Annotated in this window: 23 protein-coding genes, 2 pseudogenes and 1 riboswitch; of the genes and pseudogenes, 4 read left to right on the forward strand and 21 right to left on the reverse strand. The window is 42.9% G+C overall.

Annotation, left to right across the window (positions count from 1 at the left end):
• Window positions 1-32: 32 nt before the first annotated feature.
• The 10 genes from resC to AC07VD_RS15010 form a co-directional block, all read right to left on the reverse strand.
• Window positions 33-1,208 carry a cytochrome c biogenesis protein ResC gene (gene resC / locus AC07VD_RS14965; protein WP_015714189.1) on the reverse strand — a complete coding sequence of 392 codons (1,176 nt, stop codon included), beginning with the start codon at window positions 1,206-1,208 and terminating at the stop codon, window positions 33-35.
• A 19-nt stretch (window positions 1,209-1,227) separates the two neighbouring features.
• Window positions 1,228-2,856 (reverse strand): cytochrome c biogenesis protein ResB, encoded by a 1,629-nt coding sequence (gene resB / locus AC07VD_RS14970; RefSeq protein WP_086344030.1) that lies wholly within the window; start codon window positions 2,854-2,856, stop codon window positions 1,228-1,230.
• The gene (gene resA, locus AC07VD_RS14975) at window positions 2,853-3,392 is read right to left on the reverse strand and encodes a thiol-disulfide oxidoreductase ResA (protein WP_003230513.1); all 540 of its coding nucleotides are present in this window, start codon (window positions 3,390-3,392) and stop codon (window positions 2,853-2,855) included. The genes resB and resA overlap by 4 nt, the downstream gene beginning before the upstream one ends.
• Window positions 3,393-3,486: 94 nt before the next feature.
• On the reverse strand, window positions 3,487-4,221 hold the full coding sequence (gene rluB, locus AC07VD_RS14980; protein ID WP_004398815.1) for a 23S rRNA pseudouridine(2605) synthase RluB: 735 nt from the start codon (window positions 4,219-4,221) through the stop codon (window positions 3,487-3,489).
• Window positions 4,222-4,312: 91 nt separating this feature from the next.
• Window positions 4,313-4,849: a spore maturation protein SpmB gene (spmB, locus tag AC07VD_RS14985; RefSeq protein WP_003230509.1), complete on the reverse strand. Its 537-nt coding sequence runs from the start codon at window positions 4,847-4,849 to the stop codon at window positions 4,313-4,315.
• A 4-nt stretch (window positions 4,850-4,853) separates the two neighbouring features.
• Window positions 4,854-5,444, reverse strand: a complete 591-nt coding sequence (gene spmA / locus AC07VD_RS14990; protein WP_004398980.1) for a spore maturation protein SpmA — start codon at window positions 5,442-5,444, stop codon at window positions 4,854-4,856.
• Window positions 5,432-6,580 (reverse strand): D-alanyl-D-alanine carboxypeptidase DacB, encoded by a 1,149-nt coding sequence (dacB, locus tag AC07VD_RS14995; RefSeq protein ID WP_003230505.1) that lies wholly within the window; start codon window positions 6,578-6,580, stop codon window positions 5,432-5,434. The genes spmA and dacB overlap by 13 nt, the downstream gene beginning before the upstream one ends.
• A gap of 122 nt (window positions 6,581-6,702) precedes the next feature.
• Window positions 6,703-7,242, reverse strand: a complete 540-nt coding sequence (locus tag AC07VD_RS15000; protein WP_004399065.1) for a YpuI family protein — start codon at window positions 7,240-7,242, stop codon at window positions 6,703-6,705.
• Window positions 7,243-7,296: 54 nt separating this feature from the next.
• Window positions 7,297-7,890 carry an SMC-Scp complex subunit ScpB gene (gene scpB / locus AC07VD_RS15005; protein WP_003223904.1) on the reverse strand — a complete coding sequence of 198 codons (594 nt, stop codon included), beginning with the start codon at window positions 7,888-7,890 and terminating at the stop codon, window positions 7,297-7,299.
• Window positions 7,880-8,635 (reverse strand): segregation/condensation protein A, encoded by a 756-nt coding sequence (locus AC07VD_RS15010; protein ID WP_046381501.1) that lies wholly within the window; start codon window positions 8,633-8,635, stop codon window positions 7,880-7,882. The genes scpB and AC07VD_RS15010 overlap by 11 nt, the downstream gene beginning before the upstream one ends.
• Window positions 8,636-8,915: 280 nt before the next feature.
• Between AC07VD_RS15010 and AC07VD_RS15015 the strand changes: the two genes are divergently transcribed.
• Window positions 8,916-9,440: a DUF309 domain-containing protein gene (locus AC07VD_RS15015; protein ID WP_217018330.1), complete on the forward strand. Its 525-nt coding sequence runs from the start codon at window positions 8,916-8,918 to the stop codon at window positions 9,438-9,440.
• Between the two features lie 13 nt (window positions 9,441-9,453).
• Here the strand turns inward: AC07VD_RS15015 and ribT are convergent, their stop codons facing one another.
• The 7 genes from ribT to sipS form a co-directional block, all read right to left on the reverse strand.
• Window positions 9,454-9,828 carry a GNAT family N-acetyltransferase RibT gene (gene ribT, locus AC07VD_RS15020; RefSeq protein WP_003223910.1) on the reverse strand — a complete coding sequence of 125 codons (375 nt, stop codon included), beginning with the start codon at window positions 9,826-9,828 and terminating at the stop codon, window positions 9,454-9,456.
• A gap of 112 nt (window positions 9,829-9,940) precedes the next feature.
• A complete protein-coding gene (gene ribH, locus AC07VD_RS15025; protein WP_003223915.1) occupies window positions 9,941-10,405 on the reverse strand; it encodes a 6,7-dimethyl-8-ribityllumazine synthase in 465 nt (154 codons plus the stop codon).
• A 32-nt stretch (window positions 10,406-10,437) separates the two neighbouring features.
• Complete coding sequence (locus AC07VD_RS15030; protein ID WP_003230496.1) at window positions 10,438-11,634, reverse strand: bifunctional 3,4-dihydroxy-2-butanone-4-phosphate synthase/GTP cyclohydrolase II; 1,197 nt, start codon at window positions 11,632-11,634, stop codon at window positions 10,438-10,440.
• 14 nt (window positions 11,635-11,648) lie between these two features.
• Window positions 11,649-12,296 (reverse strand): riboflavin synthase subunit alpha, encoded by a 648-nt coding sequence (ribE, locus tag AC07VD_RS15035; RefSeq protein WP_014480161.1) that lies wholly within the window; start codon window positions 12,294-12,296, stop codon window positions 11,649-11,651.
• Window positions 12,297-12,306: 10 nt separating this feature from the next.
• Complete coding sequence (gene ribD, locus AC07VD_RS15040) at window positions 12,307-13,392, reverse strand: bifunctional diaminohydroxyphosphoribosylaminopyrimidine deaminase/5-amino-6-(5-phosphoribosylamino)uracil reductase RibD (RefSeq protein WP_015714195.1); 1,086 nt, start codon at window positions 13,390-13,392, stop codon at window positions 12,307-12,309.
• 130 nt (window positions 13,393-13,522) lie between these two features.
• Window positions 13,523-13,667, reverse strand: a riboswitch (FMN riboswitch).
• Between the two features lie 120 nt (window positions 13,668-13,787).
• Window positions 13,788-14,132, reverse strand: coding sequence for a hypothetical protein (locus AC07VD_RS15045; protein ID WP_217018324.1), 345 nt, complete (start codon window positions 14,130-14,132; stop codon window positions 13,788-13,790).
• A gap of 234 nt (window positions 14,133-14,366) precedes the next feature.
• Window positions 14,367-14,921, reverse strand: a complete 555-nt coding sequence (gene sipS, locus AC07VD_RS15050) for a signal peptidase I sipS (protein ID WP_003246166.1) — start codon at window positions 14,919-14,921, stop codon at window positions 14,367-14,369.
• A gap of 266 nt (window positions 14,922-15,187) precedes the next feature.
• Between sipS and AC07VD_RS15055 the strand changes: the two are divergent.
• Window positions 15,188-15,429, forward strand: a pseudogene (locus AC07VD_RS15055) (hypothetical protein).
• Here the strand turns inward: AC07VD_RS15055 and AC07VD_RS15060 are convergent.
• The 3 genes and pseudogenes from AC07VD_RS15060 to AC07VD_RS15070 form a co-directional block, all read right to left on the reverse strand.
• Window positions 15,372-15,578 carry a zinc ribbon domain-containing protein gene (locus AC07VD_RS15060; RefSeq protein ID WP_217018322.1) on the reverse strand — a complete coding sequence of 69 codons (207 nt, stop codon included), beginning with the start codon at window positions 15,576-15,578 and terminating at the stop codon, window positions 15,372-15,374. The pseudogene AC07VD_RS15055 and the gene AC07VD_RS15060 sit on opposite strands and share 58 nt — an antisense overlap.
• A 108-nt stretch (window positions 15,579-15,686) precedes the next feature.
• A complete protein-coding gene (locus tag AC07VD_RS15065) occupies window positions 15,687-15,827 on the reverse strand; it encodes a lipid A 1-phosphatase (RefSeq protein WP_254491086.1) in 141 nt (46 codons plus the stop codon).
• A 366-nt stretch (window positions 15,828-16,193) separates the two neighbouring features.
• Window positions 16,194-16,399, reverse strand: a pseudogene (locus tag AC07VD_RS15070) (hypothetical protein).
• A gap of 371 nt (window positions 16,400-16,770) precedes the next feature.
• Here AC07VD_RS15070 and AC07VD_RS15075 point away from each other — a divergent pair.
• Together AC07VD_RS15075 and AC07VD_RS15080 are read left to right on the forward strand one after the other, a co-directional pair.
• The gene (locus tag AC07VD_RS15075; RefSeq protein ID WP_128737992.1) at window positions 16,771-16,917 is read left to right on the forward strand and encodes a DUF1259 domain-containing protein; all 147 of its coding nucleotides are present in this window, start codon (window positions 16,771-16,773) and stop codon (window positions 16,915-16,917) included.
• A 160-nt stretch (window positions 16,918-17,077) separates the two neighbouring features.
• A complete protein-coding gene (locus AC07VD_RS15080; RefSeq protein WP_003230479.1) occupies window positions 17,078-17,290 on the forward strand; it encodes a spore germination protein in 213 nt (70 codons plus the stop codon).
• A gap of 143 nt (window positions 17,291-17,433) precedes the next feature.
• Here the strand turns inward: AC07VD_RS15080 and AC07VD_RS15085 are convergent, their stop codons facing one another.
• Window positions 17,434-17,865, reverse strand: a complete 432-nt coding sequence (locus tag AC07VD_RS15085; protein WP_003223931.1) for a peptidylprolyl isomerase — start codon at window positions 17,863-17,865, stop codon at window positions 17,434-17,436.
• Window positions 17,866-18,080: the final 215 nt, after the last annotated feature.

The following is an 18,080-nucleotide window of genomic DNA, read 5'->3' on the forward strand; positions in this document are numbered from 1 at the left end:
GAAAGTTTGAGAACTGTGTCGCTTTCAAAGGACTATGCATAAGAATGAAGTCCGGCAAGCACAAGATTTACGAATATTAAATTAAACATAATAATAGCAAAACCGATTACGGCCAGCCATGCTGACTTCTCACCGTGCCAGCCTCTTGACAGTCTTAAATGCAAGTAAGCGGCATAGAACAAAAATGTGATCAGCGCCCATACTTCCTTAGGGTCCCAGCCCCAAAATCTGGTCCACGCGAGCTGAGCCCAAATCATTGCAAAGATCAGCGCGCCGAGTGTAAAGATCGGAAATCCGATTGATACGGCCCTGTACCCAACCTCATCCACCAGATCAAGATTGACGTTTTTCACCAGCGGATGTAATAGAGCGCTGATTCTTTTTCTGATGATCAGACGGAGAGCCCCATACAACACAAGACCTGCTCCAAATGACCAAATGACAGTGTTCACTTTTCTGCCTGAGAAAAGCGCGGGAAGATCAACAAGCGGTTCCATTCTTCCTTCGGTCAAAAGCTCTCCCTGATGCGGACCGACAAGCGCGGGCATTTCGTACACCATCACGCTTTTTTCTTTATTTTTGTCCACCCAGTTAAACTCCGCTTCATAGCCTGCAAGACGAAATGCTGATGTGATTGCAATAAAGGCGACGGTTGTGACCAGGATAAACATAATCGCTTCAAGCCAGAAGGTCTTTTTACTTGGCTTTGTCTGGTCTACATGCTTCAAAAGAAAGATGACACCAGCGACAAAGCTGATGGCAAGTATAGCTTGCCCAAGCGCGGCCGTTGTTACATGAATATACAGCCAGTTGCTTTGGAGCGAAGGAATTAAAGGCGAGATATCTGTTGGAAACATGCTGGCGTAGGCAATCAGCAATAAAGCAATTGACAGCGTAAACAGGCCTAATGAAGGCAATCTATAGAGAAAATAAAGAATGATAAACGCCAAAACAAGCATCATGCCAAAAGCGGTGGTGAATTCAAACATATTGCTGACAGGCGCATGGCCGCTGGCAGCCCACCTTGTGATGAAATATCCAAGGTGGCAGAAAAAACCGACAATAGAAAGGGTGATTCCAATGTTGGCCCATCGGTTTGGCCTGCCCTTTTTATCTTTATTCCCGCGTATGGCCCCGCCGAAGATTGGGACAGCGATTAAATACACAAGAAAGGCCGCATAAAGAAAATTTCCGCTCAGCTCTGCCATGACATCACTCCCTTTTCGCCTATTTCTGTGTTTTGATTAATTCTTTTTGGTCCACCGGTTCAGTCAGTCCGGAATCAGCCAATATAAATGCTAAATCCTTCTTCAGGCCAAACCAGTTTTTATTGGTATGCCCCGCTACCATAACTGCACCGTCCTGTGAGTGCAGCCAAATTCTTCGATGCTGCCAGTACATACCTTGAATAACACCGATCATAAAAATGGCTCCGCCGACAGCAAGCACCCAGAGTGTCAGATCCTTTCTGACTGTAAGTCCAGTAATGTTTTTCGTTTCGACATGGTCAAATTTCAGCTTGTATTTATTATTGCCTGATCCTTCGATGGTTTCTTGGATGGCGACAAAGCTCTTTTCGCCTTTCGGTTTGTCCGGCGTTATAATATTAAAGACAAAAGCCGGATTGTTAGGGATCTTTGTTTTTGTACTCGGCTCTCCGTCCTGATTAAAATAGAAGTCAGGCAGGTAGCTGGCGATTTCCACCTTGTAACCGTTGCCAAGATCATAGACCGAATCTGGATCCAGAAGGTTGATCTTCAGGCTCCCAAAGGATTTTTTTGTTTTTTTATCAATCAGCTGGAACACCATTTGGTCAAGCTGATTCTCTTTGTAATCCACCTGGTAAACGGAAAAAGAATCAAAACGCAGCGGCTGATTGACACGGATGTCTTCTTCTGTTACTTTTTTCAGCTTCGGCTTCTCGCCATAAACAATTTTTCCTTCTCTCTTGTAGAGTACGGCCTCGGTTTGAAAGTTCTTTGCCACTCTACCGTCCCCGACTCTGTCAATGGCATCTGCAAATACCTTTTTTTCTGTTTTGCTGTTATAGGTCTCTACGCTGAATTGATTGTTTTTCAAATAATATTTTCCGTCTGTACCCGGAATTGCGGCGGTTTCGCCTTCTCTGACCCAAAGCGTCTCATCGACGTACATGCCAGGCACAAATCTCAGCATCGCACCAATCAAAAAGATGATCAATCCAATATGGTTGACATACGGGCCCCAGCGGGAAAAGCGTCCTTTTTCAGCAAGAATGCTGCCCTCTTTTTCTCTGATTCTATAATGTTTTTTCTTTAATAGAGCAACTATCTTTTCTTTCGATTCCCCGTTCAGTACAGTAACTGTTTCACTGAACAAGCGCTGCCTTCTTAAAAAAGCTGGGCTCCTTCTGACACCTTGGTTTTTTAACGCTCTGTACAACGGAATGACCCGATCAAGGCTGCAAATCACGAGTGAAATGCCGATCGAGGCAATGAGCAGCAAATACCACCAAGAACCATATAAATGATGAAACCCGAGCAAATAATAAAGCTGGCCAAACGTGCCGTACTGCTCCTTGTAATAAGTATCAGCCTGTGCGCCCGGAGGCAGATAGGCTTCCTGGGGAAAAATGGTGCCGAACGCTGATGCGGCAAGGGTTATGACGATAAGCCATATTCCCACCTTAACCGAGGAAAAGAAATTCCAAATTTTGTCGATGATCGTTTTGTTATAGGTTTGCGAACGTCTTGCGCTTCCGTCATATCTCATATCAGCGAGCGGAGGTTGAGTTTCCTGAAGAGCTCTTCCGCACGATTCGCATAAAACGGTTCCGACCGGGTTTATATGTCCGCATTCACATTTGACTTGCTTCATCCCGAAGTCTCTCCGGGTTTTATGAGATTCATATAATCGTGTATCATGCTTTCTGTCATAGTGCCGGTCACCACCTTGACAACTTTTCCTTCCGGATTGATCAAAAAGGTTGTCGGAAGCGGAGATACGTCATAGGCATCAAGCACTTGGCGATCTGTATCCAGAACAACCGGGAAATTGACTCCGTAGGATTTCATAAAATTATGTACTGCTATCTTTGACTCCCCAACATTTACAGCGACAATTTCAACACCTTGGCTTTTAAAATGCTTATATTGGTTTGCCATATAAGGAAACTCTTTTTTGCACGGTTCACACCATGTACCCCAGAAATTCAAAAAAACACCTTTCCCTTTTAAGTCACTGAGCTCGATACGTTTCCCATTCGTATCCTCTAGGACAAAATTCGGTGCGTCGGACCCTTCGGATATACTCTCTTTGCCGGCAAATACAGCGTTGTAAATGGTATAGCCGAGTGCGCAGATTAAAACGAGAAGGATGCCGGTCCGAATGAATAAACGCCTTTTTTTCTTCATTGTCCACTGCCCCCTTCCCCCTATTGCAGATCCATTCAATTATATCATTGCACGTTCATTTCACATTTCTTACTTTTTGAAGGTTATGTGAAATTTAGAAAGCGTTTTTACCGTGATCCGCCAGTGCTCTGAGCCTTTTTACTTCGTGAGGCGTAAGCTCTCTGGCATCGCCCGTGTGCAGGCCTCGCAGGTTTAAAAACGCGTATTCCTCACGCTTCAGCTTGATTACCTCATGTCCGATCGCTTCAAACATGCGGCGCACCTGTCTGTTGCGTCCCTCATGGATCGTCAGCTGAATAATGCTTGTCTGCTTTTTCTTATCCAAAGACAGCAGCTTCGCTTTAGCAGGCGCTGTTTTGCCTTCCTCCAGCCTAATTCCGCGCTCCAGCTTTCTGAGCAGCTCTTTAGGCGGGATTCCTTTCACCTTCGCCACGTATGTTTTGTCTATTTCATACTTAGGATGCATAAGCTTATTGGCAAATTCACCATCATTGGTTAAAAGCAAAAGACCGCTCGTATCATAGTCCAGACGCCCAATCGGATAAATGCGCTGCGGAATATTTTTAAAAAAGTCCGTCACCACTTTGCGTCCTTTATCATCTTGCGCTGCGGAAATAACGCCTCTTGGTTTATATAAGAGAAAGTAAACCGGCTCTTCGCGTTCAACCTTTAACCCGTTTACCTCAATCTGATCAGAACCGGTGACCTTAACACCTAGCTCTGTTACTACTTTGCCATTCACCTTTACTTTTCCTTCTTTAATCAGCTCTTCTGCCTTTCTGCGCGACGCAACTCCGGCATGAGCAATCACTTTTTGCAGTCTTTCCATGTCTTTCACCTCAAGTATTATCTTACTTTTTTCAACCTTAACAAACAAGCTTTTTCAAATTCCTATGCCAAATCTAAAAAAAACGCCGTTTTCAGGCGCTCCCAAATAATAACGTAACGATGATGATAGATGCAACTACGCCGATTAAATCTGCAAGAAGCCCCACCTTTAATGCATCACCCATTTTTTTAATGCCGACTGCTCCGAAATACACAGTCAGTACGTAAAGCGTTGTATCTGTAGATCCCTGCATAACGGAAGCCAGCCTGCCGATAAAGGAATCGGGTCCGTATACTGCAATTAAATCGGTCGTCATTCCGAGTGCGGCCGTACCGGAGATCGGGCGGATCAGAGCAAGCGGCACTACTTCAGCAGGGATGCCGATAGCGGAGAAAGCCGGTTTTAAAAGATCCATTATAAAATCAAGCGCGCCTGATGATCTGAAAACAGTTATAGCGACAAGCATTCCGACTAAATAGGGGATAATGGAAAAGGCGATTTCTATCCCCTCTTTTCCGCCTTCGACAAACGATTCATATGTCGGAACCTTTTTGATCGTTCCATAAAGAAGAATTCCGGCAATAATGATTGGAATCATGGCTAAAGACAGCCAGTTGATGATTTCCATCCGCTCACCTTCCCTTCTTTTTGCGGCGGTAATAAAAATACCGATCAATGATAATGGCACCGATTCCGGAAATAAGCGTTGCCAAAATGCTTGGCCCGACGATATCTGTCGGTGTTTTGGAGGAATAAGCCATTCGGACAGCGATCACCGTTGTCGGGATGAGTGTGATGCAGGACGTATTAACAGCTAAAAAAGTAATCATCGACCGGCTTGCTTCCGATCGGTTTCCATTCAGCTTTTTCATTTGTTCCATTGCTTTAATGCCAAGCGGAGTTGCTGCATTTCCGAGGCCGAAGAAATTCGCCATAAGATTAGATAAAATATAGCCCATCGCCGGGTGATCCGGCGGTATATCAGGGAACAGTTTAGATATAAAAGGTCTGCACATCCGGCTGAAAATATCCAAAAGCCCTGACTGCTCGGCGATTTTCATTAAGCCAAGCCAGAAAACAAGCACGCTCATCAATCCAAATGAGATCGTAATCGCTTCTTTCGCACCCTTAAACACGGCTTCATTTACATCTTGCAGAGTTCCGTTGCACATCGCAAAAACGAGTCCGATCACGGTTAAACTGACCCAAATTATATTGACCATTTTGCTCCGCCTGCCGCATTCAGAAAGATTGATTTAAACGTTTCAAAAAATTGTTTCTTCGGTTTTTGATGCCGCTCATTTTCATAATAGATCGGCACTTTTGCGATGGTTGCATCGTTGAACATGATCTCCATGTGCCCTACGATGTCAGGGATTTTCGAGGCATCTTTTTCCCATGCTTTTTTCGGCTTGAGCAGTGTGGTATTAATTTTTACATTTTCTTTTTCCTCTTCGGTCAGCAAATAGGTGATATCACGTTTGATAAAAGCCTTCGATTCATAAAATGTGCCTTTCAGCTTTGGAATATCCCCTTTTTTTGCAATTAAATAGGTTTGATAATGCTCAAACACATAGTTAAACATCTTCATATGGTCATCCCAATCATTAGGGTCATTAATGGTGACGGCTATCAGGTCAATGCCGTCCTTTGAAGCCGTAGAGACCAGTGTCCGTTTTGCAAGTTTTGTATAGCCTGTTTTTCCTCCTGTGCTGTACGGATATAGCATGGTCAGCAGTTTATTTTTGTTTTTCCATACGCTTTCCATCGTTTCCGCTTTGTATATTTTTGTGCCTGAAATCTTTTGATAGTCTTTCAGCTTCATAGCATACTTAGTTAAAATGGCCATGTCATAGGCTGTTGAATAATGATTTTCATGGTCGTCCAATCCGTGCGGGTTTTGAAAACGGGTGTTTTTCATACCAAGCTGCTCGGCTTTTTGATTCATCATATAAACAAACCCATCGAGGCTCCCACCGACATGCTCAGCAATCGCGACAGCGGCATCGTTTCCTGATCTTAGCATCAGGCCATACACAAGATCTTTCAGCTTCACTTTTTGACCTTCTGTTAAATAAATGGCGGAGCCTTCTGTTCTGACAGCATTTGCCGAAACCGTCACTGTTTGATCCATTTTGCCGGATTCGATGGCGAGGACGGCGGTCATAATTTTTGTGATGCTCGCGATCCGCCTTTTTTGATGCTCGTCCTTGGCATATAACACTCTGCCTGACGCACCGTCAATAATGATCGCGCTTTTTGCACTGACATCTATAGCAGCATGTGCTGTATTCACATTTACAGTTGCAATAAGAAAAGAAATCATGATCACGAATACTGCCTTTTTGAAAATGCGCATGTTTGCTCACGTCCTTGTGGTGGTTTGTACAAGTTTATGCGCATGTCCATCAGTTATGAATAACAATTATATTTCTGGAAGCAAACATAAAAAAACTCTCCCTGAAAAAGGGAGAGTAAACGTTATCTGATTGGCGCCATGCTTGATCCGGACGCTTCGTAATGAGCCAGCTCTTCCCTCATCTTCAGAAAGGCCGCGCTCAACGGCAATAATAATTGCTCAAGCGACGCAGGAACAGCATGATAAAACTCAATTGCGCTGACCCCAGTATAAGACGCCCGGCTATTTTCACACCACGTGTCTTTTTTCGGCATAAAGAACTCTTCAATGCATTGGTGATACACATTATAAAGTGTTTTTTCCGCTCTGGCTTCCTGAAAAGGCTCCTGCATCAGGAGACGGCGGCACGCTTCTGCGCCTCCTTCACAAAATACTGCCATTCTTCTCAGAGTGCTCAGCACATCACAGCAGTATCCTTTTTCAATAGGCAATTCAGCCTGTAAGGACTCAAGCGTCGTTTGATTTAGGTAATCGTTCACGGTATTGACAACCATTGATAAGAATTCGCCTGTTTTTTGAGTCTGCGCTCGCACAATCGAATGTCCCATTTCGTTTGGTATCTTCCCCTCATGTATTTGTCTCTCACATTTTGCTTCTTTCATGATAGCTTCTTCCTTATATCTTATGATGATGAAAAAGCGCGATTCATTAAACTTCTATTTTATATCTTCGAAGGTTTGGTTAAAGTTTTCAAAAAATAAATCTGCTTCTTCTTGAAGAACGTCTTCTTCCGCATTTTCAGGCAGCGGCGGAAGCTCGTCCAGCGTTTTCAGACCGAATTGTTCAAGAAAAGTCGGCGTAGTACCGTATAAAATGGCCCGCCCCGGACCATCGGCACGCCCTACTTCACACAATAGCGCCTTCGCGACAAGACTGTGTAAAATCCGCTCTGATTTTACTCCTCTGATTTCTTCAATTTCTGCTCTCGTAATTGGCTGTTTGTATGAAACAATGGCCAGTACTTCTAAAGATGCTTGAGAAAGGCCCTTTGACGGCACTTCAATCAGTTTTTTCAAGTAAGGCGCAAAGTCTTTTTTGGTAGAGAGCATGTACGTATCTGCATACTCAATAAGTTCAATCCCTCGTGTATCTCCGCGGTATTCGTCCGCCACATCCGCCATGATAGTGTTCAGTTCAGGCTCTTCGATTTCAAGCACTGTTAACAGCTGCTTTTTTGTAAGCCCTTCATCGCCTGCCGCATAAAGAAGGGCTTCCACAATAGCTTTCCAATTCACGATATCAAGCCCCATGAATGGATTCACTCCCCGTAATGTAAATATCTGAAAAATTGTGCTCCTGTTCAATGAGGACCAGCTGATTTTTCATCAGCTCAAGAACAGCTAGAAAGGTCACTACTAAATGTTCTTTTTGCTCATATGGAAACAGATCCATAAAGTTGATTCTCGTTCCTTTAGATTTCAAGCTGTGCACGATTTCGTTCATTCTGGCTTCGATTGGTATGTCCTGTCTTGTAATTGTTGTTTCCATCGGCCTGTTTATTTTTTTGCGTTTCAGCACTTTTTGAAAAGCTCCGATCATATCATAGACCGTGACAGAGAGCTTTTGCTCAGACTGTTTTACTTCTTTTGCATATTCACTCAAATCACTCGGCGGTTTCGTGAACGATTTTTGTCTTTCTTCTTCCCGTTCTTTTAAATCCTTCGCCGCATCTTTATATTTTCGATACTCAATCAGCTTTTCAATCAGTTCCTCCCGCGGATCTTCTTCTTCAAGTAATTCATCTTCAAAAAGCTCCTCCTCTTGCTTCGGGAGCAGCATTCTGCTTTTAATGCTGAGCAGCGTGGCAGCCATAACCAAATACTCGCTGGCCATATCGAGCTCAAGCACACGCATCGTATGTACATATAATAAATATTGTTCAGTGATCTTCGCCACAGGTATATCATATATGTCAATTTCAAGACGATTGATTAAATGAAGCAGCAGGTCCAATGGGCCCTCAAACGTATCAATTTTCACTTGATATTCTTCCATCATCTCACCATTTTCAAGTATCACTCTCATTGCCGGAAAAACTGGCTACCCTATAGTATAAGCCACCAAAAAGCTCTCGTCCAATACTATTTCATTTCCTGTTTTGAACAAGTTTGTACAGAATATTCAAAACACGAGAGGTGTTTGCTCGGAGCGCTGAAGCGGGAGAAAAAGCCTTAGCTTCTGGTTTTCCTTTCTAAGAAGCAATAGAGGCCGAGCGTTCTTTTTTCCTTTTATCCCTTCTATGGTACACTAAAAGCACATTAAAGGAGGAAACACCTTGTATCCGAAAGCTTATATAGATTATCTCGTTGAGTTTCACGCGACACGGGATTATTTTGAATGCCATGAAATATTAGAAGAATATTGGAAGGAAGATCCGCCAAAGAAACGAAAACGCTATTGGGTCGGCTTTATTCAGCTTGCAGTTGCTTTATACCATCACAGAAGGCAGAATACAGCCGGGGCAAAAAGACTGATGGCGAACAGCATCCGGATTCTTCAAGCAGAATACCGGGCAGTCGAAGACTTAGGGCTCGATCATGGCCGTTTGCTCAAACTTATGCAATCGGTTTACGAACAAATCGAAACGGGCTCTGCCTATAAAAGCATTATGCTGCCAATCAAAGATGAGAAACTGGAGGAAGCATGCAGGATCGAATGCAGGAAAAAAAAGTATACATGGGGGCAGCCCAGTGCACTCAGGAACATATTTCTTATCGACAAACACCGTTTGCGGGATCGGACTGACGTCATCCGTGAACGTGAAAAAGAAATAGAACGCAGAAAAAAAAGCAGAGGCTGATCACAGCCTCTGCTTAATTATTGTATGAAATGTCTTGATCCTGCTGACCTTGACAACGTTCGAAAAAGCTCTGCGTTAATTCATTTGGAACCAGTACTTGCGTTTTGAATAAATGCTTTAAAGCATCCATCATCTGTTTTCCGATTCCTTGATGGCGATGAGAAGGATTCACACTGATATGCCGGATCTCAACCTCAGAATCCTTTTTTTCGACTCCGATTGCTCCGACGATATCCTCGTCCTCTTTCCAAAGAAAGAGCTGGCGGTCTGTATCCGTTTCGTAGTCCTTAATTGTCTGCTGAAGCTGCTTAAGGTCTTTTTCATTCGGCATAAACGAAAGAAGCCCCATCGCAATCTTTTCAAACGATTTTTTATAACGAATTAACATAAAAACCCCTCTATATCCAAAATGTCCAGTCTGCTATTAACGGATACGAATAGGTGATCCGTTTTCTCACATTATATCATTTTCGCCATATTTTTAAACTGTTTTCAGCAAATTATTCAAATGAGCGGTTTAAATTTGCCATTTCAATGGCAGAAACAGCACAATCTACACCTTTGTTGCCCGCTTTTGTGCCGGCACGCTCGATAGCCTGTTCGATGTTTTCAGTTGTTACAATTCCAAAGATGACAGGTACACCAGTAGTGTTTGCTGCTTGCGCGATGCCTTTTGCAGCTTCATTGCAGACATAATCGTAATGTGTCGTCGCGCCTCTGATGACAGTGCCCAATGTGATAATAGCATCATATTTTTTTGTTTCCGCCATTTTTTTCGCAGCAAACGGTATTTCAAATGCGCCTGGAACCCAAGCCACATCAATGTCATTTGTGTCTACGCCATGTCTGAGCAGCGCATCTTCTGCTCCGCTCAGCAGCTTGCTCGTAATAAAATCATTAAATCTTCCTACTACGATTCCGATTTTAAGACCTGTACCAACTAAATTTCCTTGTATGATATTCATATGATTCCCATCCTTTTTTGTGATATTTGTGATTAGAAATGAAGTAAATGACCTAGCTTGTTCATTTTGGTTTGCAAATATTTTTTATTGTGTTCTTTCGCCTCCATTTGAAGCGGCACTCTTTCTGAAATACTGAGTCCGTAGCCTTCAAGGCCTGCGATTTTTCGCGGATTATTCGTCAAAAGCTTCATATTCCGGACACCGAGGTCGCGTAAAATTTGTGCTCCGATGCCATAGTTGCGAAGATCCGGCAAGAATCCAAGCGCCTCATTGGCTTCTACGGTGTCATAACCTTGTTCCTGAAGCTTATAAGCTTTTAATTTATTGATTAAACCGATGCCTCGTCCTTCTTGGCGCAAGTACAGAAGCACTCCACGGCCTTCTGCGGCAATTTGGTTCAGCGCGGCGTGCAGCTGCGGTCCGCAGTCACAGCGATGAGACCCAAACACGTCACCTGTGAGACATTCTGAATGCACCCGGACCAATACCGGTTCTTCTCCGAACGGCACCTCTCCCATCACAAATGCGACATGCTCTTTTCCATCTACCTCATTTGTGTATCCATAAACCTTAAATGTCCCAAAATCAGTAGGCAGCGTAATGTCAACTTCACGCTCGACAAGTGTTGTCAGATTGTAACGGTATTGAATCAAATCCTTAATGGTGATCATTTTTAATTGATGCTTTTTCGCAATTTCAATGAGCTCAGGCACTCTCGCCATCGTTCCGTCTTCATTCATAATTTCACAAATGACGCCGGCTCCTGGAGATCCGCAAGCTTCAGCAAGATCAACAGCAGCTTCTGTATGGCCCGCTCTTTTCAGGACACCTCCTTTTTTCGCAATCAGCGGAAAAATGTGCCCCGGACGCTGAAAATCAGATGGCACGGATTTGCTGTCCAGCAATGCTTGAACGGTAAAAGATCTTTCTTGAGCGCTGATACCTGTTTTCGTTTCACGATGGTCTATGCTTACGGTAAATGCAGTGTGGTGAGAATCTGTATTATGCTCAACCATAGGGTGAAGATCAAGCCTGTCTGCGATTTCCTCACTGAGCGGCGTGCAGATCAGTCCTCTCCCATGTGTCGCCATAAAGTTAATGACTTCCGGCGTTGCATGCTCGGCAAGAGCCACAAAGTCTCCTTCATTTTCTCTGTCTTCATCATCTACAACGATGATGACTTCGCCTTTTTTTAAAGCGTCCAGTGCTTCTTCTATCGGATGAAACATGCAAATCTTCCTCTCTAAAAGCCGTTTTCGCTTAAGAAGGCTTTTGTAATGGTTTGTTGGGTCTTATTTTCATTGGCTTTATGCAAAAATCGATACATATATTTTCCGATCATATCGCATTCGATATTCACTTTAGAGCCGATCGTTTTTTCTGAAAAAATCGTTTCGCTGATCGTATGCGGTATTAAGGAGATCGTCACTGTGTCTTCTGTCAGGCCGAATATGGTTAAGCTCACGCCATCCACAGTAATTGATCCCTTTAAAACCAATGTTTTTGTTAATGACGGGTCCATTTTTAAATCATAGTAAACTGCGTTGCTTTTCTCTTCAATTCGTGTGATTTCCGCAGTTCCGTCGACATGGCCTGAGACGAAATGGCCTCCGAAACGGCCGTTTGCCGCCATCGCTCTTTCCAGATTTACTTTGCTTCCTTTTGTTAAATCATTCAGTGACGTAGCTTTGACTGTTTCAGGCATAACATCCACTGTGAACTGATTTTTTGTAAAATCAGTGACAGTCAGACAAATGCCGTTCACTGCAATGCTGTCGCCGAGATGAACATCCTCTAAAATCTTTGAGCATTTAATAGTTAAGGCCATTGAATGCCCTGCTTTTTTCATGGATTCGATTGTGCCTGTTTCTTCGATAATTCCTGTAAACATGGTCACCATCCTATTCCTTTGTCGGTTTTGCCGTCAGTTTGATATCACGGCCGATTTGGGTTATATCAGTGAATTGTAATAAGGGGACATCTTTCATTGATTGAAAACCTTCACCGGAGATTAAGCTGGGAGCATGCGTTCCTCCGATTAGTTTAGGGGCAAAATAGAAGATGATTTCTTGAAAACAGCCTTCTTTGACAAAGCTTCCGTGAACAGCTGAACCGCCTTCCACATACACCGACATGATACCTTCTTCCGCTAGGATCTTCAAAACATCGGGAATTTGAATGCGCTCGGTTTCAAGTGTAAATATGTTCACTCCGAAAGCTGAAAGCCGTTTTTTCTTTTCCTCGTCTGCGCGTGCCGTCGTAAAAATCCATGTCGGCGCTATTTGATCGCAAATCACTTTAGCGTCCTCAGGAATCGAGAGTACGGTATCAAGTATGACCCGAACCGGCTGTTTTGTTACATTCGGCAGTCTGCAGGTTAAGCTCGGATTGTCGGCTTTCACTGTGCCAACTCCGACTAAAATGCTTTGGTGTGTTTTCCTGTATTGCTGAGCATCCTGTCTTGCAGCCTCTGACGTGATCCATTTGCTGTCACCCGTGCTGGTAGCTATCTTGCCGTCAAGGCTGGCAGCCGCTTTTAGCGTGACGTACGGAAGGCCTGTCCTCATAAAGTGCAGAAATTTTTCATTCAGCCTCTCCGCCTGGTCTGCCAGGATACCTTCCCTTACCTCAATGCCGGCTTCTTTGATCATGCTGATCCCTCTTCCAGCCACAAGCGGATTAGGATCTCTCATCGCCACGAACACTCTTTTGATGCCAGAGTTGATAATCAATTCTGCACATGGCGGTGTTTTTCCGTAATGGCTGCACGGTTCGAGTGTAACGTAAATGTCGGCACCCTCTGCATGTGCTCCAGCCATATGGATGGCATGAACTTCTGCATGAGCCTCACCATATTTTAAATGGGCGCCCATTCCGACAATTTGTCCGTCCTTTACGACAACAGCGCCGACGAGCGGATTGGATTCGGTCTGTCCTTCGCCCTGCTTCGCAAGATCTAAGGCCAGCTTCATATAATACTCTTCCATTTGGTTCCCTCCCCTCTTTTGTTATTTACCGTCAAAAAAAGCCCCGAATTTATAAAAAATTCGGGGCTTTAGGTATTTTACGCAATAGGAAATAACACTATGCATTTTTAAACATTTTGCATAGCGGCTCATCATCCTTCTCCCATCCAGACTTTCACTGTCGGCTTCAGCTTAAACTGAATCCACCGCGTGCTTATGCACACGGGTCACGGGCTCTAAAGCAAATGTGCTTTACTACCGCCGGTCGGGATTTCCACCCTGCCCCGAAGGATACAATCTTTATTCATTTGTCCTTATTGGCTATTATAGCGATCCTTTTTAAAGTACGCAATGAAATAAACTTACAATTTGAGAAAAACAAAACATCACCCTTCGATCCGAAAGGTGATGTTTTGTTAATCATTCACTTTTGCAACCTTGATTAATCCGTCGATCCGCTTTGATTTGCTGAAGTATGCCTTAATCTTGTCACCTTCTTTTATATCAGATAAATCCTGATTTAATTTTTTTCCGTTGAAGATGATTTTCGTTCCGTTTTCTGCTACTCCATGATACTCTGAGCCGTCAATTTTCGTCACTTTATATTCCTGGATGGTGTATTCCTCTTCTTCCGAGGACAAGGTTTGTCCAATTGCTGTCGGAACATCCTTCAGCTCAACATCATTTATGTACATATAACCGCCTGCAAGTAAAAGCATAAGCACTAACAGAATGGTAATCTTGGTTTTTATTCTTCCCATTTCTAAACCTCCAGCCAATATGAATCTATTCATACATATGAGTTATTCCTTTTTTTCATGAATAAAAAACCGTAAATTCTCGTAAATTATTAATATAACGATGCATAACGGGAATATGTTTCACATTTCTGCAAAAATTTCTTTTCTATAGATATACGAATTTATGTTCTGTTTTTAGGGGATGACCGTAAAAAAGATATAAAAAAAGCAGCCCCAATGGGAAACTGCTTGATCCTAATTTGTTTTGCGCATTTCGTTAAACGGGTAGAAAACAAACTTTGACGTACCCGCAATTTGTTTTTTCGTGAAGAGGCCAAGACCGTTACGGCTGTCCATTGAATTCCGACGGTTGTCGCCCATCACAAAATACTTGTTATCAGGCACTTTAACCGGGCCGAAATCATCGGTCAAATGGTCAAAACCGTCCTGTTTCGCTCTCTTTTTATTAGCCGCCAAATAAGGTTCGTCCACCTTTTTCCCGTTGATATAGAGCTGGTCATTTTTCATCTCAACCGTATCGCCGGGAAGGCCGATAATACGTTTGACATAGTGAACATCATCTCCGTTTAACACGACGATGTCTCCTCTATCAAACTCGCCGATGTATTTGACTGTCATATTGACAAAGACCCTTTCACGGTTGTGAAGTGTAGGATACATAGAGTCACCATCAACGACATACGGCGCAAAAATAAAGTTGCGAATGAGCAAAGCAAGAACGACAGCAATCACAATTGCTTTTGCCCATTCTAATATTGATTTTTTCTTCGAAACATTTTCTGATTTCAACTGATTTCCTCCAATAAACAACGGTCTTCAATTTATGTTATCACGAATCGAAAAAAAATCCCATTAGGACCATTGAAGTGATTTTACAAACTGTTAATCTTCATCTTCTACCCACATCATGCCTATTTTTTCTTGTCGATCATAACTAGGCCTGAAAATATTGAAAGAAATGAATCGCATAATTCAGAAGCGATGGACTCAGAAGAAAGAGAGTTCTCATATGCAAAATCTTTAGATCGTATATAAAGCATGAGGTTACGGGCAGTTTGTTCATTTACTGCATTCCATTGATCCCCCAATCCATGATACCCATGGCACTTGACAAAAAACAATTCACGTCATAAAGGTTACTGGAATGTTTGCAGCAACCTATTTCACAGGTGATAACCGCATCCCGTTTTTGCTTTCATGATATGTTAAAAATCATTCAAGCTCGAAAAAAAACATGGATCAGCTTCCAAAAAATAAATCCAATATATTCCCGGCAGTTGAAGACTCTTTATTATAAAACTCTGAATATCCGCAGTTCTTACAGTAAACCACTAGAAATCGGTTATGCTGCACGTCAAACAGCTTTGATAATCCCGTGCCGGTTGTAGCTATTTCTTTTTGTCCGGCTTCAGTACTGCCGCATTTTATACAGCCTTTGTTGTTCATATCGCGATCTCCTTTTCATTACATCACGTTTGTTTGATTTATTTTACTACAAAATATCAATCCCAATGACCCGTACTACTTTAAAGTTTACTTAATTTTGATTACATACTAATTGGGTTCGTTTCTCAGCTTGGTAAATCTTCTGGAGAAACGGAAAAGCTCCATGACCAAAACATTCAAACTCAGCCAAACACCGCCGAAGGCGTAACCCGCAGCAACATCACTCGGATACTGCTCATTAAAGTACACACGGCTCAGCCCGATGAGGAATAAAACGATAATCAACAAAAAAACGCAACAGTTTGCAGACGCGCCTTATGAGAATGACGAACAAAAAGATAAGCACAAAAACCAAAAATGACAAATGCCGTTAAAGTCTGTTCGCTCGGGAATGGATATAATACATGACTTTCCAAAGGAGCGTGAACAGGATGAAGGGAATGAAAGAGCCGTCTAATTCCCTCTTCATAAAGCTCTCGCACCAACGACTAGGAGAAAGAGAGTTCGATTTTCCGGTCTTGCCCTTTGAATACCGTCCAAAAAAAAGTTAGAACAATAACGGCTAACAGAACACCTCTCGACGCAAAAGCTTTCTGAATTGCAGCTGGGCCCAGTCTATACCCGATCCAATACGACATGCTTACTCCCGCACAGCTCCCCAATCCGGCCGCTAACATGCTTAGCACCCAGTTTAACTTTTCTTGAAACACGAGAACACCGGCAAACTCTCCCGGTCCAAGTAAAGCTAGAAGCTCTAACATCAAGACAATAAACAAGACGGCATATCCGTACTGTTCGAGCAACCCCGTCAAAACTTGCATGTGATTCTCCTTAAACTTTTTTGTCCTTTTATCATTCCCAATCCACTTTTTGTATAATCAGCACAATTTCACCTTCAGTCGTCCAACAACATTGTCTATGGCGGGATCTTCTCTCCTATACTCGTCACTCATACATTCTTTTTTGACAAGGAGGAGCAACAGCATGAAATGGGAGGAAACAAAAGATACGCAGGGAGTTTGCCAAAATTTTGGGCAGTTCGTTCTGCCACCGAGTCAGGTGTTTGTTTGCCTACCTCATTCCTTGGCCATTCCCCATTTTTCCCGTTTGAGGTTCGCAATGGTAAAGTATTTCACTTAGTTTCTTACATGAAGAGGTAAATTCTTTGCTCACCGAACTAGGATAGCGGCGTATGGCGATTACTGCATTGCATAACCACTGGTTATTTAGTGAGCCGTGTGCAATGTATATGCACTTTGAGTCAGCACAGGATGATCCTATTACATTCGCCAGAAAAGCAGCTGCCGCATTCAGAGTAGTTAAAAGAATAGACAGGTAGCTGGGCTTCCGGAAGCTATAAAGGAGGCGCTTTTTTCGAGCATTTTATAAATCAATAAAAACAGGCATCTCCTAAATATTTTTGCCGATAAGTTTACGCTAATCAACTCTAGCACTAATACATATAAAAAATAGAATGATATGAAAGGAGACTTGATAGTATGATTGATTATCCTATTAATATAAACAACGTTTCCGGGAACAGTGTAATTAACGTAGGCGGCGCTTTTATGATCAGGCCTTTAACTTTGTCAAAATCTGTGTTTGGCTCCGGAGGTTTAAACACAGGAATTGTCTTTGAAAATAACTTTGTAAGCAAGGCTAAAATGATTAATCATCAATTTACTGATCAGAACGTCACCAAAACTTTTTAATCTATTCATTACGGGGGCTTGCGATGTCTCACTAACTAAACACCTGGTTTTGCCAACCGCCATCAGCACTCGGCGGTTTTTTATTGAACATTTTTACCCAATAAAAAAGCTCCCTCTATATGAGGAAGCCTTTTGCCTGCCAATTAGCCTTCTACGCGAACTTCTTTCATTACATCGCCGTTAGACATGTTTTTCGCGAATTCTAATCCGCTTGTTACTTTACCGAATACAGTGTGAACACCGTTCAAATGAGGCTGTGGCTCATGAACGATGAAAAATTGGCTGCCGCCAGTGTCTTTTCCGGCATGTGCCATAGAAAGTGCGCCCGCCTCATGTGTATGCGGGTTGCCTTCTGTTTCACATTTGATTGTGTATCCCGGACCGCCAGTACCAGTTCCGTGCGGGCAGCCGCCTTGACTGACGAAGCCAGGAATCACTCGGTGGAATGTAAGCCCGTCATAAAAGCCTTCGTTCGCAAGCTTTTCAAAGTTTGCGACAGTTCCAGGTGCAGCTTCAGGATAAAGTTCAAATTCAATTTTGTTCCCGTCTTCTAATAAAAAGTAACCTGTTTTCAATTGTATGCCTACTTTCTTTATTTTAATTTTCAAAGGAGATTATGTATGATAGGTTATAGCCTGTCTCTCCTTGTCGCGGCTATTATACCACACCTTTCGGGGGAAAACGAATCTCCCGGCTTTACTAAAAAATAAAAATGAAACCTGAATCTCTTTATCTCCGTCTAACCTAACGGAACTGTATTTTTCATGATTCAGGTCCTCACAAAGCAGCA

The sequence above is a fragment of the Bacillus sp. GW821-FHT01G09 genome, from assembly GCF_059422205.1.